The sequence below is a fragment of the Streptomyces sp. AA1529 genome (assembly GCF_000280905.1).
In the GTDB taxonomy this organism is placed as follows: Bacteria; Actinomycetota; Actinomycetes; order Streptomycetales; family Streptomycetaceae; genus Streptomyces.
This window is the reverse complement of sequence record NZ_ALAP01000070.1, coordinates 46986-66401: the sequence shown is the minus strand read 5'-3', so window position 1 is coordinate 66401 and position 19416 is coordinate 46986. Positions and strand designations below refer to the sequence as shown.

The window sequence follows — 19416 nt, the reverse complement described above, 5'->3', positions numbered from 1 at the left end:
CCCGCCCGGGGGCCGTTACTCCGCCGGGGTCAGCAGCGGGCTCAGCAGGCGGCCCACCTCGGCCATGGCTTCCGGCTGGCCCATGGCGCTGTGGGTGCAGGGGAGGTCGTGGACGGTGAGGGTGCCGGTCAGGTGGGGGTGCCAGGCGTCGGGGGCGGGTGCCAGGTCCGGGGCGGTGCCGGTGGCGCGGAAGTAGTGGGCGTCGCCCCGGTGGACGGCCGGGGTCCAGGTCGGGCGGAGCGAGGCGTAGTGCGCCAGCATGCGGGTGACGGCCGTCAGCCGGGTGTCGTCGGGCAGGTCGTGGCCCATCGCCTCGGTGATCAGGCGCCGCACCACGGCGGGGCCGGCGTCCGGGTCCAGGCGTGGGGTGCGGTCGAGCGGTGCCGCGTCCAGCAGGGCGAGGACGTCGACGTGTTCGCCTTCGTCCTGGAGTCGGGCGGCGACGGCGTGTGCCAGTGCGCCGCCCAGTGACCAGCCCAGCAGCCGGTAGGGGCCGTGTGCCTGTACGGAGCGGATGCGGGCGGTGTAGGCCGAGATCAGTTCGGGGAAGGTGGCGGCGGACGCGTCCCCGGCGCGCAGGCCCTGCGCCTGCAACGCGTAGACGGGGACGGACGGCGGCAGGTGCGGGGGCAGTGTGGCGTAGCACCAGCCCAGTCCGCCCGCCGGGTGGACACAGAACAGCGGGGCCTCCGTGCCGTGGGTGCGCAGCGGCAGCAGCATCTCGTAGGCGTCCGGGGCGCTGTCGGCGCTGTCGGCACCCTCCCCGGACGGGTGCGGCTGGGCGGAGGTGTCCAGGCGTTTGGCCAGTTGGGCCGGGGTGGGCGACTCGTAGAGGGTGCCGAGGGAGAGTTCCGCGCCCAGTTCGGCCCGGACGCGGCCCAGCAGCCGGGTGCCGGAGAGCGAGTGGCCGCCCAGGGCGAAGAAGTCGTCGTCGGGGCCGACCCGGGGCAGGTCCGCGGGGCTCCGCGGGGGCAGTTCGAGGACCTCGGCGAACAGCTCGCACAGGGCTCGCTCCCGGCCGGTGGCCTGCCGCTCGCGGGGCGCGCGGGTGGCGGGGAGGAGCGGGGCCGCGGCGGTGTGCAGTGCGGCGCGGTCCAGCTTGCCCTGCGGGGTCATGGGCAGCGCCTCATGGGTGTAGAAGGTGGCGGGCACCATGGCGGACGGCAGCCGGGCGGCGGCCCAGGCGCGCAACTCGACCGGATCGAGGGCCGGGGCCTGATCCGGGGCCGAGCCGCATGCCGGGTCCGGGTCCGGGTCCGGGTCCGGAACCCCAGCCGGGTCCGAGCCCGGGTCCGGGTCCGGATGGCGCTGCTCCGGCCGTGGTGCGGGCACCACATGTGCGGCCAGCCGCACGGTGCCGGTCGCCGCGCCGTCGGCGGCCGGCTGTGCGGCGACGGCGACTTGGGCGATGTGCGGGTGCCGGGCCAGTACCGTCTCGATCTCCTGGGGTTCGATGCGTACGCCGTGCACCTTCAGTTGGATGTCGGAGCGGCCGAGGTACTCCAGTACGCCGTCCTCCGTCCAGCGCACGAGGTCTCCGGTGCGGTAGCGGCGGGCGCCCGCCGGGCCGTGCGGGTCCGGGCCGAACCGCTCCGCCGTCGGCCCGGACGCGGCCAGGTAGCCGCGGGAGACCTGGGCGCCGCCGAGGTGGAGTTCGCCGACGACCCCGGGTGGGGCCAGGTGCCCGTGCCGGTCGAGGACGTAGGCGCGGACGTTGTGGCCGGGGCGGCCGATGACCGGGTGCGGGCCCTGCTCGTCCAGGCGGCACCAGACGGCGTCGACCGTGCACTCGGCCGGGCCGTAGCAGTTGTACACGGACGTGTCCGGAAGCGCGCGCAAGCGCTGCCACAGCGTGGGGTCCAGCGCTTCACCGCCGACGATCAGCGCCGCCGGGCGGTGTCCGGCGGAGTCCAGGAGCCCGGCGGCGAGCAGTGCGCGCACATGGGTGGGGGTGAGGGCGAGCAGGTCGATGCGCTGGTCCCGGATCTGCGCGGCGAGCGCGGCCGGGTCGTGGCGTACGGCGTCCTCGATCAGGTGGAGCCGGTATCCGGCGGCCAGGCACAGCCACCCCTCCCAGGAGGCGTCGAAGCAGAACGAGGCGGTCTGCGCGGCCCGCAGCCGGCGGCCGGGTCCGGGCGCGGACGAGGGCGCGGGTGAGGAACCGGGCGCGGGCGCCGCGGGGGGCAGGAGCGCGGTGCGGTGGTCGTGGTACAGGTTGGCCAGCTGCCGGTGCTCGACCTGTACGCCCTTGGGGCGGCCGGTCGTGCCGCTGGTGAAGGCGAGGTAGGCCACGTCGTCCGGCCGCAGCGCGCGGGGCCGGTCGCGGTCGCCGGGGTCGGTGGCCGGCTGCTGCTCCAGGGCCCGTGCGGTCGCCGCGGCGCCGAGGTCGAGGAGCGTGTGCGGCGGACGGGAGTCGGCGCAGGGCGGCGTCCCGGCCGCCAGCACGCACATGGGCGCGGCGTCGGCGAGCAGCTGCCGGGCGCGCGCCACCGGGTGGTCGGCGTCCAACGTCAGGCAGGCGGACCCGGACTTGAGGACGGCCAGCAGTGCGACGGCGTAGTCGGCGGTGCGGGGCAGCGCGATCGCGACGGTGCTGCCGGGGCCCGCGCCCCGGGCGAGCAGCAGGTGGGCGAGCCGGTTGGCGCGCGCGTTGAGTTCGCCGCGGGAGAGGGCGACGGCGGCGCTGCCCGTGCCGCACACCAGCGCGGTCGCCGCGGGTTCCGCGCGCGCCCGCTCCTCGAATGCCGTGTGCAGCAGCTCCCGGCCGAAGTCGGCCTCGGGCCCGCGGCCCCACTCCAGGACGCGCGTCCGCTCCTGCGGCGTCAGCAGTTCGATGTCGGCCAGCGGTGTCGCCTCGGTGGCGCCGGTGAGGGTGTGCAGCAGCGCGAGGAAGCGGCGGTGGTGGGCGGCGATCCGCTCGGCGGGGTAGATCTCCGGATCGGACTGGAAGTCGATGCGCAGGGAGCCGTCCGAGGGGCGGTCGTAGACGTTGACGGCCATGCCGGTGACGGGGCCGTTGGAGAGGTTGTGCAGCGTGGCGGGGTGGCGGCCGAAGCTGATCTGCGGGTCGTGCAGCATGACGTTGATGCCCCAGTCCTCCATCCTTCCGGCCGTCGGCCGCCGTGCGTGCGGGCCGCGTACCAGGTGGACGTAGGAGTAGCGCTGGTGCCGCAGCAGCGTCTTGGCCTGCGCGGCGGTCTTGCGCAGCAAGTCGCCGACGGTTCCGCTGGACGGCTGCGGGACGCGCAGCGGCAGCACGTTGGCGACCATGCACGGGACGTCGCGGCTGGCCGGGCCGCGCGCCGCGACGGTCATGTCCACGACTGCGTCCTCCCGCCGGTCGTCCGCGAGCCGCTGGACGTAGAGGGCCAGCGCCCCCATCGCCACGGTCGCGAGCCCGGTGCGTGCGCTGCGGGCCAGCGTGCGCAGCTTTCCGGCCGTCTCCGGGTCCAGATGGCCGGTCTCCCGTACGAAGGAGGGCGCCGGCCTGGGCAGCCGGCCCGGCGCCTGGTGCGTGGCCGCGGCGCACCGCTCCAGTTCGCCGGACCAGTAGTCGCGGTCCCGCCGCATCCGCTCGGAGCCCGCGTAGCCGGCCTCTTCCTCCAGCGCCTGCCGCAGCGGCGCCAGCCGGGTGGGCGGTACGGGGGCGCCGGCCTCCAGCGCGGTGTAGACCTCGGCGACGCGCGGCAGGAACAGGCTGGTGGCGTAGCCGTCCATCAGGATGTGGTGGCTGCTGATGTAGAGGAGGTACCGGGCGTCGCCGGTGCGCAGCAGTCCGAACGAGAACAGCCCGGCGCCGCGCATGTCCAGCGGTGACTCCAGGTCCGTCCGCATCCAGGAGTGCGCGGCGGCCCAGGGGTCGGCCTCGCCTCGCAGATCGAGGCGGTGCAACGGCCAGTCCTCGCAGGGCTCGACGAGCTGCCGGACGCCGCCGTCCCCTTCGGGCCCCTCGGGGACGAACCGGACGCGCAGCGCCTCCGTCTCCGCGACGGTGCGGCGCAGGGCACGCTCCAGCAGTTCCTCGTCGACGGCGCCCCGGATCTCGATCACCTCGGCGGGCCGGAGGCAGGGGCTGTCCGGCGCGAGCTGCTGGGTGAACCACATCCCCGACTGCGCCGCCGTCAACGGCAGACCCTCACCGATGTCGAACCTGGCCATCCGTACCAACTCCCGATCGCAGCCTCACGTCTGGGAGCACAACGAGACGGACGGGGGAGAGGGCACCTTTCGGGGACAGGTGTTTCGAACATGATGCGGCGGCCGCCGGGCAGGGCCGTTCGGGTGACGTTCCTCCGGCGCACTTCGGCGACTCGCAGCGCGCTCCGCCGCGCGCAGCGCTCGATCTCCGCCGTGCGCCGTGCTGTTCTCCGCCGCGCGCCTGGCACCCGTTCTCCGCCGCGCGCCGCCCGGGACCGGTACGGCGCACGGCGGAACGGGATCAGGCGCGGGCCGGAACCGCCGCGCGGCGGCTCGCGTACAGCGTGATGCCGGCCGCGAGCACCATGGCGCCCAGCGCCAGCGCGACCGTGGCGGCCCAGCCGGCCGCGGCGAACGCGACGGCGCCCAGCGCGCCGCCCAGGGAACTGCCCACGTAGTAGCTCATCTGGTACAGCGCGGACGCCTGGGCGGCCCCGTGTGCCGCGGTGCGGCTGACCGAGCCGGAGGCCACCGCGTGCCCGGCGAAGAACCCGGCGGTGATCAGTACGAGGCCCGCCACGACAGCCGCGACGCTGTCCGCGAGACTGATCAGCAGCCCCGTGGACGCGGTGCCGATGCCCAGATAGAGGGTGCCGCGCCGACCGAGCCGCGCGTTGAGCCGGCCGGCGGTGGCGGAGGCGGCCGTGCCCACCAGGTAGATGGCGAAGACGGAGCCGACCAGGCCCTGCGAGAGTCCGAACGGTTCGGCCACCAGCCGGTAGCCGATGACGGTGTAGACCGCGCCGAAGACCACCATGAACAGCAGCCCGATCGCGTACAGCCGCAGCAGCAGCGGGTTGCCCAGGTGCGTGCGCACGGTCGCGGCGATCCGGCGCGGGTGCAGCGGAGCGGGGGTGAAGTGCCGGGCGGGCGGGACGAGGAGCCGGAAGGCGACCGCGCACAGCAGCGAGGTGACGGCGACGGCGCCCAGCCCGGCGCGCCAGCCCCACGCCTCGGTGACCCATCCGGTGAGGATCCGCCCGCTCATCCCGCCGACGCTGTTGCCCGCGACGAACAGCCCGACGGCACCCACCAGATGCCGCGCCCGCACCTCGTCGGACAGGAACGCCATGGCCGAGGCGGGCACCCCGGCGACGGCCGCGCCCTGGAGCGTCCGCAGCGCGATCAGCACCGGCAGGCTGGGTGCGAAGGGGATGACCAGGGCGAGGGCGACCGCCACCGCCAGCGAGACGGTCAGCATCCGGCGGCGTCCGAACCGCTCGGACAGCGCCGCCAGCGGCAGCACCGCGACGGCGAGCCCGACGGTCGCACCGGAGACGGTCCAGCTCGCCTGCTCGGGGGCGGCGTGCAGCGCCTGCGAGATCTCGGGGAGGAGCGCCTGGGTGGAGTAGAGCAGCGCGAAGGTGGACAGCCCGGCGGCGAAGAGCGCCAGCCGCATCCGTCCGTGCCCGGGGTCGCCGGGGCTCAGCTTGGACGCGTCGGAGTGCTCGGAGCGCTCGGCCGGCTCGGCGGTGCCGGTGGCGGGCTCGGCGGGTGGCGCGGCGGCGACGGCAGTGGTGCGGGAGGCGTCCGTGACAGGGGAGGCGGGACCGGCGGGGGAGGCGTCCACCGGACCGGAGGACGCCTCGGTATCGAGAGCAGGCATGCCCCGAACGTACGACCCGGCCTTTCATCCGTCCAATGCATGAAAGTGCGACAATCGATCCCCTCACGCATCATCGCAGCCAGCCGACAGCGGGAGCGTCCTGTGTCACCGCCGCGCAACAAGAAAGACCCCTCGGCCGCGATGCCGCGCCAGGCCGCTCCGCCCTCGGCGCTCTCCCTCACTCCGCGATTGGCGCAGTTCGCCGCGGTGGCCCGGCACGAACACGTCACCCGTGCCGCGCAGGAGCTGGGCATCCCGCAGTCCTCCCTCAGCCGCGCCCTGGCCCGGCTGGAGGAGGACCTGGGCGTCGCGCTGTTCGCCCGGCACGGCCGTACGCTCTCCCTCACCCCGGCCGGCCGCACCTTCCGGGCCTCCGCGGAACGCGCCCTGGCCGCCGTCGAACAGGCCGCCGAGGACGTGCGGTCCGACGCCGACCCCGCCACCGGCAAGGTCGCCTTCGGCTTCCTGCACACCCTCGGCTGGGAGACGGTCCCCGAACTGCTGCGCGCCTTCCGCGCCGACCATCCGCGGGTCCGCTTCGCACTGGTGCAGAACTACGGTGAGGCCATGCTCGAGCGGCTCCGCGCGGGTGAACTCGACCTGTGCCTCACCTCGCCCATGCCGGAGGCGCCGGACCTGGAGGTCCGGCGGCTGGACGAGCAGCGGCTGCGGCTGGTCGTACCGGACGACCACCGGCTCGCCGCGCGCAGGCGGGTGCGGCTCGCCGAGGCCGCCGAGGAGTCCTTCGTCACCCTGGAGCCCGGCTACGGGATGCGGCGCATCCTCGACACGCTGTGCGCCGAGGCCGGGTTCACCCCGCGGATCGCCTTCGAGGGCGAGGAGGCCGAGACGATCCGCGGGCTGGTCGCCGCCGGGCTCGGCGTCGCGCTGCTGCCGCCGCCGGTCTTCCCTCGGCCCGGCGTGCGCGAGCTGACGGTGACCGCGCCGCGCGCCGTCCGCGAGATCGGGCTCGCCTGGCTCGCGGGGCGCCCCGACCCGCCGCCGGTCGCCGCCTTCAAGAAGTTCCTGCTCGGCCGCAGGGGGCAGCTCCTGCGCGCCCCGTCGCCCCACCCCGTCCCCGACCGGTCCGCACATCCCGCCCCCGAGGAGCGCCCATGACCCCCCATCCGCACGGCCCCCAGCACCCCGGCCCGCGCACCGGACACCCCGGACACCCCGGGTATGCCGGACACGCCGGGCACGGCGGCCACTCCGCGACCGGCGGCCACACCGGGAGCACCGGGACCGAGCCCGACTGGGACGCGCTGGCCGTGCATCTCGAACGGGAGGCCGAACTGAAGGCGCCGTTCCTGGAGGAGGCCGCCGCCTGGCTGCACGACCTGCTCGGCCCGCTCGACGTCACCCGCGTCCTCGACCTGGGCAGCGGCCCCGGGGTCACCACCGTCGCACTCGCGCACGCCTTCCCCGGTGCCGAGACCGTCGCGGTCGACGGGTCACCCGTGCTGCTGGAGCGGGCCCGGGCCCGCTCCGAACGGGAGGGCCTGGCCGCCCGCATCACCACCCGCGCGGCCGAACTCCCCGCCGCGCTGCCGGACCTGGGGACCGCCGAACTCATCTGGACCAGCAACGTCGTCCACCACCTGGGGGACCAGCGCGCCGCGCTGGAGACCTTCGCCGCGGCGCTGCGCCCCGGCGGGGTGCTGGCGGTGCGCGAGGGCGGGCTGCCGACCCGGTTCCTGCCCCGCGACATCGGTGTCGGGCGCCCCGGCCTGCAGGCGCGCCTGGACGCCGCCGAGGAGGACGGGTTCAGCGCGATGCGCGCCGAACTGCCCGATCACACCGGCACCGTGGAGGACTGGCCCGCGCTGCTGGCCGCCGCCGGGCTCGCACCCACCGGCAGCCGCACCTTCCTCACCGATCTCCCGGCCCCGCTGGACCCCGTCGCCCGCGCCCATGTGCGCGCCCGCGTCGAGCGTCTCCGCGAGAGCCTGGCGGACGCCCTCTCCGCCGAGGATCTGGCCACCCTCGACACCCTGCTCGACGACACCGCCGCCGAGGGGCTCCTGCGCCGCCCTGACGTCTTCTTCCTGACGGCGACCACCGTGCACACGGCGGTACGTGCCTGAAGGGGGTCCGTGTCCGGCCGCCGTGCGCCGGCCCGCCGCTCGCGCCCGGTGGGCCGCCGCCCCCGCGCAGCCGCGCCGGAGCGGGCCCCGTGCCCCGGGCCTTGGGCCCTGGCCCGGGGCACGGGCCCGGTGCCGCCGCGGAAGGCGCGGTGGCAGGTCCAGCGGCGCTGCGACTAGCGCAGGTTCTTGCCGAAACCGCTCGCCAGCGGCATCCGCAGCCCCAGCGGCGGCGGCGCGGCCAGCGCGTCGGTCAGCGGGCGGCACAGATCGCGGCCGCAGAGCGTGCCGAGCGCGAAGTCCTCGGTCAGCGCCGCGACCTCGGCGGCGTATCCGCGCAGGCCGTGTCCGTCGGTGTGCACCTCGAAGCGGCACACCCGGGTGTTGACCTTCTTCGCGCGCTCCGCGAGGCGGAAGGACAGCTCGGGGTCGCACCGGGTGTCGTTCGTCCCGTGCACGATCAGCACGTCACGCCCGCGCAACTGCTGCACGGGCTCCGCGCCGTCCCCGCTCCGGCCCGCGGATCCGCTCCCGTTCCCCTCGGCGGGCCCGTCCTCTTCCGCCGGCCCGCTCCGGTGCCCGTCCGGGGCCGTCCGCAGCAGCGGCCCCAGGGCGACGGCGGAGACGACCGCCTCGTGCCCCGCGGCGCGCAGTGCGGCCAGGGCGCCGACATCGGTGCCCACGAGGCACACCGGGATGTCGCCGTACCGCCGCACCACCTCGGTGACCGCCTCCTCCGCGTCGGCCGCGCAGTCCGCCGTGCGGCGTGCGGCGTCCGCTCCGGGGCGGTGCCGCCGGCCGTTGCGGTAGTGCACCAGGTGGGTGACCACGGGGTCGTCGTCCGAGGTCGCGCGCCCCAGCCGACGCGCCAGCGGCAGCGCGGAGGCCGCCGCCAGCACGCTTCCGCCGCGGGCGCCCCCGGGCGATCCGCCGCCCGGCAGGACGAGGACGGCGGCGTGCGGGGCCCTTCCCACGGCCCCGCGGGGCCTTCCCAGTCGTGAGTCCCTCTCGGGCGAAGCTCGCTGAGCCATGGCGCAACAATGGCACGGCCGCACGCGTACGTAAGGCAGTTGGGAAAGCACATGCGATCTACGCGCGTAGGAGCTACAGTGCCGTGATGGTAAGCGAATCTTCGAGCACCGTCCCCACCAAGGAGCAGATCCACCGGGCACCCAAGGTCCTGCTCCACGATCACCTCGACGGCGGTCTGCGCCCCGCGACGATCGTCGAGCTGGCCCGCGAGACCGGCTACGACGCGCTCCCGGCGACCGACGCGGACGAACTGGAGGTCTGGTTCCGCGAGTCCGCCGACTCCGGCTCGCTGGAGCGCTATCTGGAGACGTTCACCCACACGGTGGGCGTCATGCAGACCCGCGACGCGCTCTTCCGGGTCGCCGCCGAGTGCGCCGAGGACCTGGCCGCCGACGGCGTGGTCTACGCCGAGGTCCGGTACGCACCCGAGCAGCACCTGCTCGGCGGGCTGACCCTCGAACAGGTCGTCGAGGCCGTCGACGAGGGGTTCCGCGAGGGGGAGCGCCGCGCCCGCGCCGCGGGCAACCGGATCCGCGTCGGCGCCCTGCTGACGGCCATGCGGCACGCCGCCCGCGCCCTGGAGATCGCCGAGCTGGCCAACCGCTACCGCGACCTGAGCGGCCCCGGAGTGGTCGGATTCGACATCGCGGGCGCCGAGGCGGGCCACCCGCCGACCCGCCACCTGGACGCGTTCGAGTACCTCAAGCGCGAGAACAACCACTTCACCATCCACGCGGGCGAGGCGTTCGGACTTCCCTCCATCTGGCAGGCCCTGCAGTGGTGCGGCGCCGACCGGCTGGGACACGGCGTGCGGATCATCGACGACATCCAGGTCGCCGCGGACGGCTCGGTGAAGCTCGGCCGGCTCGCCGCCTACGTGCGCGACAAGCGCATCCCGCTGGAGCTGTGCCCCTCCTCCAACCTGCAGACCGGAGCCGCTCCGTCCTATGCGGAGCACCCCATCGGCCTGCTCCGGCGGCTGCACTTCCGCGCCACGGTGAACACGGACAACCGGCTCATGAGCGGTACGAGCATGAGCCGCGAATTCGAGCACCTCGTTTCGACGTTCGACTACACGCTGGACGACATGCAGTGGTTCACGGTCAATGCGATGAAGTCGGCGTTCATTCCTTTCGATGAACGTCTCGCCATGATCAACGATGTGGTCAAGCCCGGCTATGCCGCGCTGAAGTCCGAGTGGCTCTTCCAGGACGCACCCGGCTGACCCCCTGTGACCAGCGGTTCAGTCGTCGCCGCACACTCCGTGCGGGGCGGCTGGGCCGGTGCCGCACGGAGCCGGAAAGCGCCGCGCGGCGGCGACTTACGGCAGCACCGGGGTGTTTGCGGCCCCTCGGAATTCCTGGCTACGTTCGCCGGGCTGCTCAAGCTCTTTTCCGGGTTGCTCAAGCCCCCATTCCGAGGACGTAGAAACTGATGAAGCAGGTAGCCAAGAAGACCCTGGGTGTCGCCGCGATGAGCGCGGCGGTCGTCGTGGCGGGCGCCGGTGCCGCCTCCGCGCTCCCCGTCGAAGGTCTCGGTGCCCCCACCGACGTGGTCGGCACCGACGCGGTCGGCGCCGGTGGCCGGGCCCTGGGCCCGCTCGCCGAGACCGCGGGGCAGACCCTCGGGAGCCTCCCCCTCGAGGAGGCCACCCAGGGCCTTCCGGGCGGGCTCTCGCAGCCGGTCGGTGTCGCCCAGGAGGCGCTGTCCGGCGCGCTCACCGGTACCCCGCTGGACGCCACCGAGAAGGTGGCCGGCCAGGCGCAGAAGTCCGTCGAGGGCAAGAGCTCCGCACCCGGCGGCGGCATGATCGGCGGGCTGCCGCTGGGCAGCGCCCTGCCGGTCGGCGGCTCGCACTGACCGAAGCGTCCCTGCCCTCGGGCAGGTGCGGCCGGGACACACACGCGGCGGCGGACACCCTCGGGTGCCCGCCGCCGCGTGCTGCCGCCGCTGCTGCGGCGCCGCCACCGGACGATCACCAGGCGGAACTGTGCGTGCGCCCCTCCTCCGGGAGGAGGATCCACAGCGCGAGGTAGAGCAGGAACTGCGGTCCCGGCAGCAGGCACGAGACGAGGAAGATCACCCGCATCGTGGTGGGTGTGGTGCCGAACCTGCGGGCCAGTGCGGCGCACACGCCGGCGATCATCCGGCCTTCGGTGGGGCGGGCGAGTGTGGACATGTGGAACGCTCCTTAGCTCTCCGGTCCGGTGCGGCTGCGCGGTGGCGCCGTCTGCGCCGGGCGGTTGCCCTGTGGGCGCCGCCCCGGCCGCCGCCGCGTGTGCTGACGTCCTGCTTTCGACGGTAGACCGGACAGACGGTGCGAAACCTCCCCTCAGGGGGCTGTTCCGACCCTGGTCGTTCTCGGGGTCGGACCCTGAGCCTTCCCCTCCCGCAGCCGGAGCCCGGCCCGCGGTGCCGTGCCCCCGGAGCCCGCTCCCCTGGACAGCCGGTCGGCCATCCGCCCGCCCGTCAGCCGCACCTCCGCGGTCCCGGCGCCCCCGGTCCGGCCGCCCCCGGTCGGGCCGGCCGCGGCCCCGGCGTCCCCGAGCAGTTCCGCGCCGAGCCGCTCGGTTCCCCGCCGTCCGGTCCGGAGCCGGTCGGCCCGGCCGGTGCCGCCGCTCCGGTGCCGCAGCCTGCGCCGCAGCGGCGGGAAGGCGAATCCGACGGTCAGTGCCACCCCCGTGGCGTTCAGGAGCATCGCGTCGACATCGGCCACGTGCCCCGGCACCCCCGACTGCGCCAGGGTGAGGACGACCGAGAGCATCGCGCCCGCGAAGACGGTCCTGGTCACGGTGCCCGGCAGCCCCCGGTGCAGCCGCCCGGTGGCGAGCGGCAGCAGGACGCCCAGCGGCGCCAGCAGCAGCAGATCGCCGCCGATCCCCGTCAGCGCGGCGCGCGGACCGTCGGACAGATCGGTACGGATGGTGGCCAGCGGGTGCAACTGGGCCGGCGTCACCCAGGGCACCGCCAGCGGGCGCAGCGTCAGCCAGCCGACGAGACACAGATGCGCCGCCAGCAGGAGGAGTCCCACGAGGCGGATTCGGGAGGCGGCGGAGGTCGGGCCGCCGTGGCCTAGGCGCTGCACGTCACTGAAGACGCCCTTCCGTTCCGCCGCGGTTCCGGCGCGGTGTCCTGAGCGGGTCAAGGCTCTGTCACACGCGTGTTCCAGCGACTGTCGGCCCTGTCCCTACCGTCCCGCCCGTCCCGCCCGCATCTTGCGCCTCGGCCACCCCGGACAACCAGGGTGCCCTGGGTGCCCGGCGCCGCGCTCACACCTGGGTGCCGGCCGACTCGGCGGACCGGGGGTGGGTGCGCAGCGACGTGCCGCACTCGTAGCGGCGCAGCGGTGAGCGCGCCGGGCCGTCGGCACCCTCGGCACCCTCCGCCTCGCTGACGGCGTCGTCGCCGCCCGTGGCACGGCCACCGGCGGGCCCGCCGAGTACCACGCCGCCCTCGGCGTCGGCCGCCGCGGTGTCCGCGTACGTGCACACGATCTGCGCCAGCGCGTAGGGCGGCAGCTCCTCCAGCGGCTCACTCAGCCGCAGCGCCTCGTCCGGGTCGCCGTCCGTGCCACCGCTGACCGTCAGCCTGCGCGGTACGGCCGTCTCGAAGCCCGCCGTGTCCTCCGCCGGTTCCGGCCGTTGCCGCAGCTCGTCCAGCAGCTTCCGGGCCACCGGCAGCCGCCGGGCCGAGGAGCGTCCGCCGGGCATCCGCACCTTCCGCTCGACGGGCGAGACACGCGCCCCGCACACCAGGTAGACCCGGACGACGGACGCTCCGTCGCCGCCCTCCGGGCTCTTGCGGTCGTCCGGCAGCACACAGCCCACCCGGGACGGCGCGGCCCCCGCGTCCACCGGCACCGACGTGGCCCGGATGCCGCACCCGGCGGCCAGCGGCACGAGGAGGGACAGCGCCAGGGCCCCCGGCGCCCAGCGGCGCAGCCCCCGGAGGGGCCACCGTCCGGCGCCCGGTACCGGGCCTCCCGCCACCCGGCGCCGCGGGGACGCGGGCGCGGCGAGCGGCGCGGGCGCCGAGACCGGTGCCGGCGCGGCTTCGGGCGTGGGACCCGGGATGGGACGCCGGGTGGTGTCCGGCCTCGTGCGGTCGGTCCTACGGTCGCTCATCGGCCACCCCCCTGGTCCCGTCCCGCACCCCGGCGTGGGGCGTCGTCGGAGTCGCCCCCGCCTTCGTCCGCGGGCCCGGCACCGTCCTCCCGTTCCTCGCCGCCCTCCCGCTCCTCGGCGATCCGGCGGGCGTCGCGGGGCAGCCGCAGGGTGAAGACCGCGCCGCCCTCCCCCTCGGGTGCGTTGTGCGCGGTGATCTCACCGCCGTGGATGTGGGCGTTCTCCATCGCGATGGACAGGCCCAGACCGCTGCCCTCGGAACGCGGCCGGGAGGCGCTGGCCTTGTAGAAGCGGTCGAAGACGTGCGGCAGTACGTCCTCCGGGATGCCCGGGCCCTGGTCGGCGACCTCGATCACCAGCTCGTCGCCGCCTCCCGCGACTCCGGCGCCGTCCTCCCGCCGCCGGGTCCGCACCGAGACCCGCACCGGGGAGCCGCCGTGCTTGAGCGCGTTGCCGATCAGATTGGCGAGGATGACATCGAGGCGGCGCGGATCGAGCCGGGCCATGATGCCGCGGTCGGCGTCCAGTTCCACCGCGTCCAGCCAGGCGCGGGCGTCGATGCAGGCGGTGACCTGGTCCGCGACGTCCACGTCGTCCAGCACCAGCTTGGCCGTGCCCGCGTCGAAGCGGGTGACCTCCATCAGGTTCTCCACCAGGTCGTTGAGCCGCCGGGTCTCGCTCACCACCAGCTGCACGGCCGGAGCGATCATCGGGTCGAGATTCTCCTGCTCCTCCTCCAGCACCTCGGTGACCGCGGAGATCGCCGTCATCGGGGTCCGCAGCTCGTGCGACATGTCGGCGACGAAGCGCCTGCTGGACGCCTCCCGGGCGCTCAGCTCGGCGACGCGCTGCTCCAGCGAGGCGGCCGCGTCGTTGAACGTGCGGGACAGCTGCGCCAGTTCGTCCGTGCCCGAGACCCGCAGCCGCGTCTCCAGTTTGCCCTCACCCAGCCTGCGGGCCGCGTCGCCCAGCCTCCGCACCGGCCGCAGCACGGTGGTCGCCGCCGCCTGGGCCAGCAGCATCGCGCCGATCAGGGCCAGCGCCGTGGCGATCCCCAGCGACCAGGCGAGCGAGTTGAGGTCGTCGCGCTCGGGGCCCAGGGACTTGAGCAGGTAGCCGGTGGGGGTCGGCTCGTCGCCCACCACCTTGGCGCCGCCCACCAGGTACGGGTCGCCGTCCAGCGTGATCCGCTGCCAGTACAGGTGGTAAGGGTGCTTGTTCTTCTCGTCGACGGTGCGCTTCTTGGCGACGGCCCTGCGCAGTTGCCCGGGGACGTCGCCGAGGGTGAAGTCGTCCTCGTTGGAGGCCGTGGCGCAGGTCTTGCCGTCCTCGGTGCGGTCGATGAGCAGCACCTGGTAGTTCTGCGAGCTGCGGGCCATCTTGGCGGCGGCCTCGCGCAGTTCCTGGCAGCTCAGCTTGCGCGGCAGGTTGCCCGCGTTGTCCTCCATCGCCTTGCGGAAGTCGTTGAGGGACGCGTTCTGGGCACGGGTGAGCACCGCGTCGCGGTTGAGCCAGTAGGCGATGCCCGAAGCGGAGACGGCGGCGGTGAGCGCCACCAGCGCGAAGACGACGACCAGCCGCAGTCGCAGAGTCGGCAGCACACCGGCGAGGCGGGTGCTCAGCCGTCCGCCGGTGGAGGGAGCATCGGTCACGCGGCGGATCCGTTCGCCGTGCACGCCACTGCCGGCGCCCCGCCCCAGCCCGTCGCGCCCGGTCCCGTCGGGTGTGGCGCCGTCGCGGGCGCCCCGGGGTGTCGTGCGCTCACTGGGGGACGTCCAGCCGGTAGCCGACACCCCGCACCGTGCGGATCAGGGTGGGCGAGGAGGGCACGTCCTCGACCTTGGCCCGCAGGCGCTGCACACAGGCGTCGACCAGCCGCGAGTCGCCCAGGTAGTCGTGTTCCCACACCAGCCGGAGCAGCTGCTGCCGGGAGAGGGCCTGACCGGGCCGCCGGCTCAGCTCCAGCAGCAGCCGCAGCTCGGTCGGCGTCAGTTGCAGGTCCTCGCCGTTCTTGGTGACCGTCATCGCCGAGCGGTCGATCACCAGCGAGCCGAACGTCGCCGCGTCGTTGGACTCCCGTTCGCCGCGCCGCATCACGGCGCGGATGCGCGCGTCCAGCACCCGGCCCTGCACCGGCTTGACGACGTAGTCGTCCGCGCCCGACTCCAGGCCCACCACGACGTCGATGTCGTCGCTGCGCGCGGTCAGCAGGATGATCGGCAACTGGTCGGTGCGGCGGATGCGGCGGCACACCTCGAAGCCGTCGATGCCCGGCAGCATCACGTCCAGCACGATCAGGTCGGGGCGCTGCTCGCGCAGCAGTTTCAGGCCGTCCTCGCCGGACGCGGCAGTCACCACGCGGTGCCCCTGGCGGGTGAGACCCATCTCCAGGGCGGTACGGACAGCGTCATCGTCCTCGATCAGCAACAGGAAAGGCACGCGCGCCATTCTGGCCCATGGCGCCCCCATAGTTCGACCGGCGGTCGCCGCAGCGCAGCGACACGCCCGCCGACCTGCGCAGTATGCGGTCCGCTGAGCCTTGTGACACCGCTGTGACAGACGGGGGACCTGGCGATGAAGTCGGGGCGGCAGTGTTTACGGAGTCAAGCAAGCGACTGGGTCTGCTCCGAGGGGGCGCGAGATGAACACACTGCACGGCACCAACACGAGCGCAGTACTTCACACGCGTCTGCACCTCCCCTCGGTTCCCGCTCAGCAGACCCGGTCTGCCGAGAAGCCCGGTGCCGTGAGCGGACGGGGGTGCGCTCGCGGTGCGGCGCGTATGCGTCCGCGGACCGTCTTCGGTCCCGTGGTCGAGGGGCTCCGGGGGGAGGCCCCCGGGGGGACGGGGGAGAACGGGAGCAAGGGGGGCTCCCGGGAACGTGGCGAGTACAGGGGGGCGGCCGTCCTGGGGACGGCCGAGGCGCCCACGGGGGACGCCGTCGCGGACGATGCGGACGCGGACGCCGAAGCGGCGTTCACCGCGTACGTACGCGAGCGCCGGGCCTCCCTGTACGCCACCGCCTACCACCTCACCGGTGACCGGTACGAGGCGGAGGACCTGCTGCAGAGCGCCCTCTTCTCCACCTACCGGGCCTGGTCGCGGATCAGCGACAAGGCGGCACTCGGCGGCTACCTGCGCCGCACCATGACCAACCTGCACATCAGTGCCTGGCGCCGCCGGAAGCTGAACGAGTACCCGACCGAGGAGCTGCCGGAGACCGCCGGCGACCAGGACGCCATGCGCGGCACCGAACTGCGCACCGTCCTGTGGCAGGCCCTCGCCCGGCTGCCCGAGCTGCAGCGCACCATGCTGGTGCTGCGCTACTACGAGGGGCGCACCGACCCGGAGATCGCCGAGATACTGGACATCAGCGTCGGCACGGTCAAGAGCAGCATCTGGCGCTCGCTCCGCCGCCTCCGCGACGACGAGGTCCTCAGCTTCGGCAGGGACCAGGAGGAGAGCTTCGGCGAGCTGGTCGCCTGACGGCGCACCGCTCGACCGCACGAACGGTCCTCCGGCCGCCCCTCGGGGACATGGGGCGCAAGGGGGATACGGGGGAAACGGGGGAACCTGGGGGAATCCAGGGGAAGAGAAAAAGGGGAAACAGGGGGAATCGGGGGATGAGAGAGGGCGGTCGCGCCCGGGACGGGGGTCCCGGCCGCGACCGCCCTCTCAGTGGTTCCCGTGCCTCGCCGGTGCGGGCGCCCGGCAGAGCCGGGCGATGCGGGCCGCGGCCTCCCGGTGGGCGCAGGCGTGGGCGCCCAGCGACCGGTGGCGGGCGACGATGGCGGGTTCGGCGCGCAGCAGCCGTACGCCGCGGGTGAGCAGCACCGGGAGGGGCTTGCGGGACTCGCGAATGTCGCGCAGCAGCCGCCGGCGGAACGTGGTGGTGGGGTGGCCCCGCAGGCAGATGGCGTCGGCCAGCAGGCCGAGCGCCGCGCAGCGCGCGGTGATGTCCGCGGCGAAGATGCCCTCCGCGATGAAGAGCGGGGACCCGCCGAGTGCCAGATGCTCGGCGCCGGTGCGGGCGCTGGTGGCGATGTCGTAGAGCGGCACCGTGGCAGCGCCCTCGCGGCAGAGCCGGGCGATGGTGCGGACGGCCGCGTCGGCGTCCCAGGAGAGCGGGGAGTCCCAGTCGGTGCCGGCTCCGATGCGGGGGAGGGTGGGGTCGTCGCCCTCCTTGTAGAAGTCGTCCAGGCGGAGCACGGGGAGCCCGCTGCGCGCGGCGAGGCGGGTCTTGCCGGACCCGGAGGGGCCGGTGAGCAGGATGACCCGCGCGGTGCCCCGGGCGGAGGCGGTTCGCTCGGACAGGTCGCATGCGTGGCTGGAGTCGGTCACGGGCACCCATTGTCCGCCATCACCCGGCCGGATTCGAAGGCGCGTGCGGAAACCGGTGCCAGGCGGTGCGACGGCGACGGACGGCGGTCCCGCAGGACGCGGCGGACCGGCACCCCCTCCCGCACGGCGGGCCCGCAGGCCCCGCACAGCGAGCCGCCGTTCCCGCACCGTGCTCCCGCACCGCGGGCCCGCACCCCCGCTTGGTGGGGCCGTGGAAAACTCGTCCGGGCCGACTCGCCTCCGCCCCTCCCGAAATCGGCCCCCGGCCAGCGAGAATGACCCCCCACGCAGTCGAGGGAAGAGGGAGGCCCGCACGTATGGCTCAGGAAGTACGCGGGGTCGTCGCACCGGGCAAGGACGAGCCGGTGCGGGTCGAGACGATCGTGGTTCCGGACCCGGGACCCGGCGAGGCGGTCGTCCAAGTGCAGGCGTGCGGTGTGTGCCACACCGATCTGCACTACAAGCAGGGCGGCATCAGTGACGACTACCCCTTCCTCCTCGGACACGAGGCGGCGGGTGTGGTGGAGGCGGTCGGCGACGGGGTCACCGAGGTGGCGCCCGGGGACTTCGTGGTCCTCAACTGGCGTGCGGTGTGCGGACAGTGCCGGGCCTGCAAGCGCGGGCGGCCGTGGTACTGCTTCGACACCCACAACGCCGAGCAGAAGATGACCCTCAAGAGCGACGGGCGGGAACTGGAGCCGGCCCTGGGCATCGGCGCGTTCGCGGAGAAGACGCTGGTCGCCGCCGGGCAGTGCACCAAGGTCGACCCGTCGGTCTCGCCCGCCGTCGCGGGACTGCTGGGCTGCGGCGTCATGGCGGGGATCGGCGCGGCGATCAACACCGGCCAGGTGACGCGCGGCGACTCGGTCGCGGTCATCGGGTGCGGCGGGGTGGGGGACGCCGCCATCGCGGGGGCGCGGCTCGCGGGCGCGGCGAAGGTCATCGCCGTGGACATCGACGACCGCAAGCTCACCACCGCCGAGAAGATCGGCGCGACCCACACCGTCAACTCCGCCACCACCGATCCGGTCGCCACCATCCGGGAGCTGACCGGCGGTTTCGGCGCCGATGTCGTCATCGAGGCGGTCGGCCGTCCCGAGACGTACAAGCAGGCGTTCTACGCCCGCGACCTGGCGGGCACGGTCGTCCTGGTCGGCGTGCCGACGCCGGAGATGACGCTGGAGCTGCCGCTGCTGGACGTCTTCGGCCGGGGCGGTGCGCTCAAGTCCTCCTGGTACGGCGACTGCCTGCCCTCCCGGGACTTCCCGATGCTGATCGACCTGCACCAGCAGGGGCGGCTCGACCTGGGCGCCTTCGTCACCGAGACCATCGCGCTGGACGAGGTGGAGAAGGCGTTCGAGCGGATGCACGGCGGCGACGTGCTGCGTTCGGTGGTGGTCCTGTGACGGCCGCCCGGATCGACCACCTCGTCACCAGCGGGGAGTTCCGCCTGGACGGCGAGACGCACCAGGTCGACAACAACGTCTGGATCGTCGGCGACGACACCGAGGCCGTCGTCATCGACGCGGCACACGACGCCGACGCCATCGCGGCGGCGGTGGGGGAGCGGACGCTGCGCGCGATCGTGTGCACACACGCGCACAACGACCACATCGACGCCGCGCCCGCCCTCGCGGACCGCACGGGCGCACCGATCCTGCTGCACCCGGACGACCTGCCGCTGTGGAAGATGACCCACCCGGACCGGTCGCCGGACGGGGAACTGACCGACGGCGGGACCGTGCAGGTGGCCGGTGTCGAGCTGGCCGTCCTGCACACCCCGGGCCACGCACCCGGCGCGGTCTGCCTGCACGCGCCGGACCTGGGGACGGTCTTCACCGGGGACACCCTCTTCCAGGGCGGTCCCGGTGCCACCGGCCGGTCCTTCTCCGACCACCCGACCATCGTCCGGTCGATCAAGGAGCGGCTGCTGACCCTGCCGCCGGAGACCGTGGTGCGCACCGGGCACGGCGACAGCACGACGGTGGGGGCCGAGCAGGCGAACGTCTGACGCAGCAGCCCGGCACCGTC

The 19416-nt window shown here is 74.5% G+C and carries 16 protein-coding genes; 7 read left to right on the top strand and 9 right to left on the bottom strand.

The window, feature by feature from the left end:
• Positions 1–15: 15 nt before the first annotated feature.
• Positions 16–4158, bottom strand: coding sequence for a non-ribosomal peptide synthetase (locus tag A949_RS0119780; RefSeq protein ID WP_019357760.1), 4143 nt, complete (start codon positions 4156–4158; stop codon positions 16–18).
• A gap of 280 nt (positions 4159–4438) precedes the next feature.
• Complete coding sequence (locus A949_RS0119775) at positions 4439–5803, bottom strand: MFS transporter (RefSeq protein WP_019357759.1); 1365 nt, start codon at positions 5801–5803, stop codon at positions 4439–4441.
• Between the two features lie 141 nt (positions 5804–5944).
• Here A949_RS0119775 and A949_RS0119770 point away from each other — a divergent pair, with 141 nt between their 5' ends.
• Both A949_RS0119770 and A949_RS0119765 read left to right on the top strand, forming a co-directional pair.
• A complete protein-coding gene (locus tag A949_RS0119770) occupies positions 5945–6922 on the top strand; it encodes a LysR family transcriptional regulator (protein ID WP_051019567.1) in 978 nt (325 codons plus the stop codon).
• On the top strand, positions 6919–7890 hold the full coding sequence (locus A949_RS0119765) for a class I SAM-dependent methyltransferase (RefSeq protein ID WP_019357757.1): 972 nt from the start codon (positions 6919–6921) through the stop codon (positions 7888–7890). The genes A949_RS0119770 and A949_RS0119765 overlap by 4 nt, the downstream gene beginning before the upstream one ends.
• 173 nt (positions 7891–8063) lie before the next feature.
• Here A949_RS0119765 and A949_RS0119760 read toward each other — a convergent pair whose 3' ends face one another.
• Positions 8064–8861, bottom strand: a complete 798-nt coding sequence (locus A949_RS0119760) for a hypothetical protein (RefSeq protein ID WP_019357756.1) — start codon at positions 8859–8861, stop codon at positions 8064–8066.
• Between the two features lie 143 nt (positions 8862–9004).
• On the opposite strand from A949_RS0119760, the gene A949_RS0119755 reads away from it, so the two are divergent.
• Together A949_RS0119755 and A949_RS0119750 are read left to right on the top strand one after the other, a co-directional pair.
• Positions 9005–10144, top strand: a complete 1140-nt coding sequence (locus tag A949_RS0119755; protein ID WP_019357755.1) for an adenosine deaminase — start codon at positions 9005–9007, stop codon at positions 10142–10144.
• Between the two features lie 209 nt (positions 10145–10353).
• Complete coding sequence (locus tag A949_RS0119750) at positions 10354–10779, top strand: hypothetical protein (RefSeq protein WP_019357754.1); 426 nt, start codon at positions 10354–10356, stop codon at positions 10777–10779.
• 115 nt (positions 10780–10894) lie between these two features.
• Here A949_RS0119750 and A949_RS0119745 read toward each other — a convergent pair whose 3' ends face one another.
• From A949_RS0119745 to afsQ1, 5 genes are all read right to left on the bottom strand, one after another.
• Entirely contained in the window at positions 10895–11098 is a 204-nt protein-coding gene (locus A949_RS0119745) for a PspC domain-containing protein (RefSeq protein WP_019357753.1), read from the bottom strand.
• A 153-nt stretch (positions 11099–11251) separates the two neighbouring features.
• Positions 11252–11950: a VanZ family protein gene (locus tag A949_RS0119740; protein WP_019357752.1), complete on the bottom strand. Its 699-nt coding sequence runs from the start codon at positions 11948–11950 to the stop codon at positions 11252–11254.
• Between the two features lie 238 nt (positions 11951–12188).
• Positions 12189–13043, bottom strand: a complete 855-nt coding sequence (locus tag A949_RS33950) for a hypothetical protein (RefSeq protein ID WP_019357751.1) — start codon at positions 13041–13043, stop codon at positions 12189–12191.
• Positions 13040–14695, bottom strand: coding sequence for a sensor histidine kinase (locus tag A949_RS0119730; RefSeq protein ID WP_051019566.1), 1656 nt, complete (start codon positions 14693–14695; stop codon positions 13040–13042). The genes A949_RS33950 and A949_RS0119730 overlap by 4 nt, the downstream gene beginning before the upstream one ends.
• A 109-nt stretch (positions 14696–14804) precedes the next feature.
• Positions 14805–15482: a two-component system response regulator AfsQ1 gene (gene afsQ1 / locus A949_RS0119725; protein WP_019357749.1), complete on the bottom strand. Its 678-nt coding sequence runs from the start codon at positions 15480–15482 to the stop codon at positions 14805–14807.
• Positions 15483–15684: 202 nt separating this feature from the next.
• On the opposite strand from afsQ1, the gene A949_RS0119720 reads away from it, so the two are divergent.
• Positions 15685–16530 (top strand): SigE family RNA polymerase sigma factor, encoded by an 846-nt coding sequence (locus tag A949_RS0119720; RefSeq protein ID WP_026004840.1) that lies wholly within the window; start codon positions 15685–15687, stop codon positions 16528–16530.
• Positions 16531–16719: 189 nt separating this feature from the next.
• Here the strand turns inward: A949_RS0119720 and A949_RS0119715 are convergent, their stop codons facing one another.
• Entirely contained in the window at positions 16720–17385 is a 666-nt protein-coding gene (locus A949_RS0119715) for a uridine kinase family protein (protein WP_019357747.1), read from the bottom strand.
• Positions 17386–17702: 317 nt separating this feature from the next.
• Here A949_RS0119715 and A949_RS0119710 point away from each other — a divergent pair, with 317 nt between their 5' ends.
• Together A949_RS0119710 and A949_RS0119705 are read left to right on the top strand one after the other, a co-directional pair.
• Positions 17703–18791 carry an S-(hydroxymethyl)mycothiol dehydrogenase gene (locus A949_RS0119710; protein ID WP_019357746.1) on the top strand — a complete coding sequence of 363 codons (1089 nt, stop codon included), beginning with the start codon at positions 17703–17705 and terminating at the stop codon, positions 18789–18791.
• Entirely contained in the window at positions 18788–19396 is a 609-nt protein-coding gene (locus A949_RS0119705; protein ID WP_019357745.1) for an MBL fold metallo-hydrolase, read from the top strand. The genes A949_RS0119710 and A949_RS0119705 overlap by 4 nt, the downstream gene beginning before the upstream one ends.
• The last annotated feature ends 20 nt before the right edge of the window (positions 19397–19416 follow it).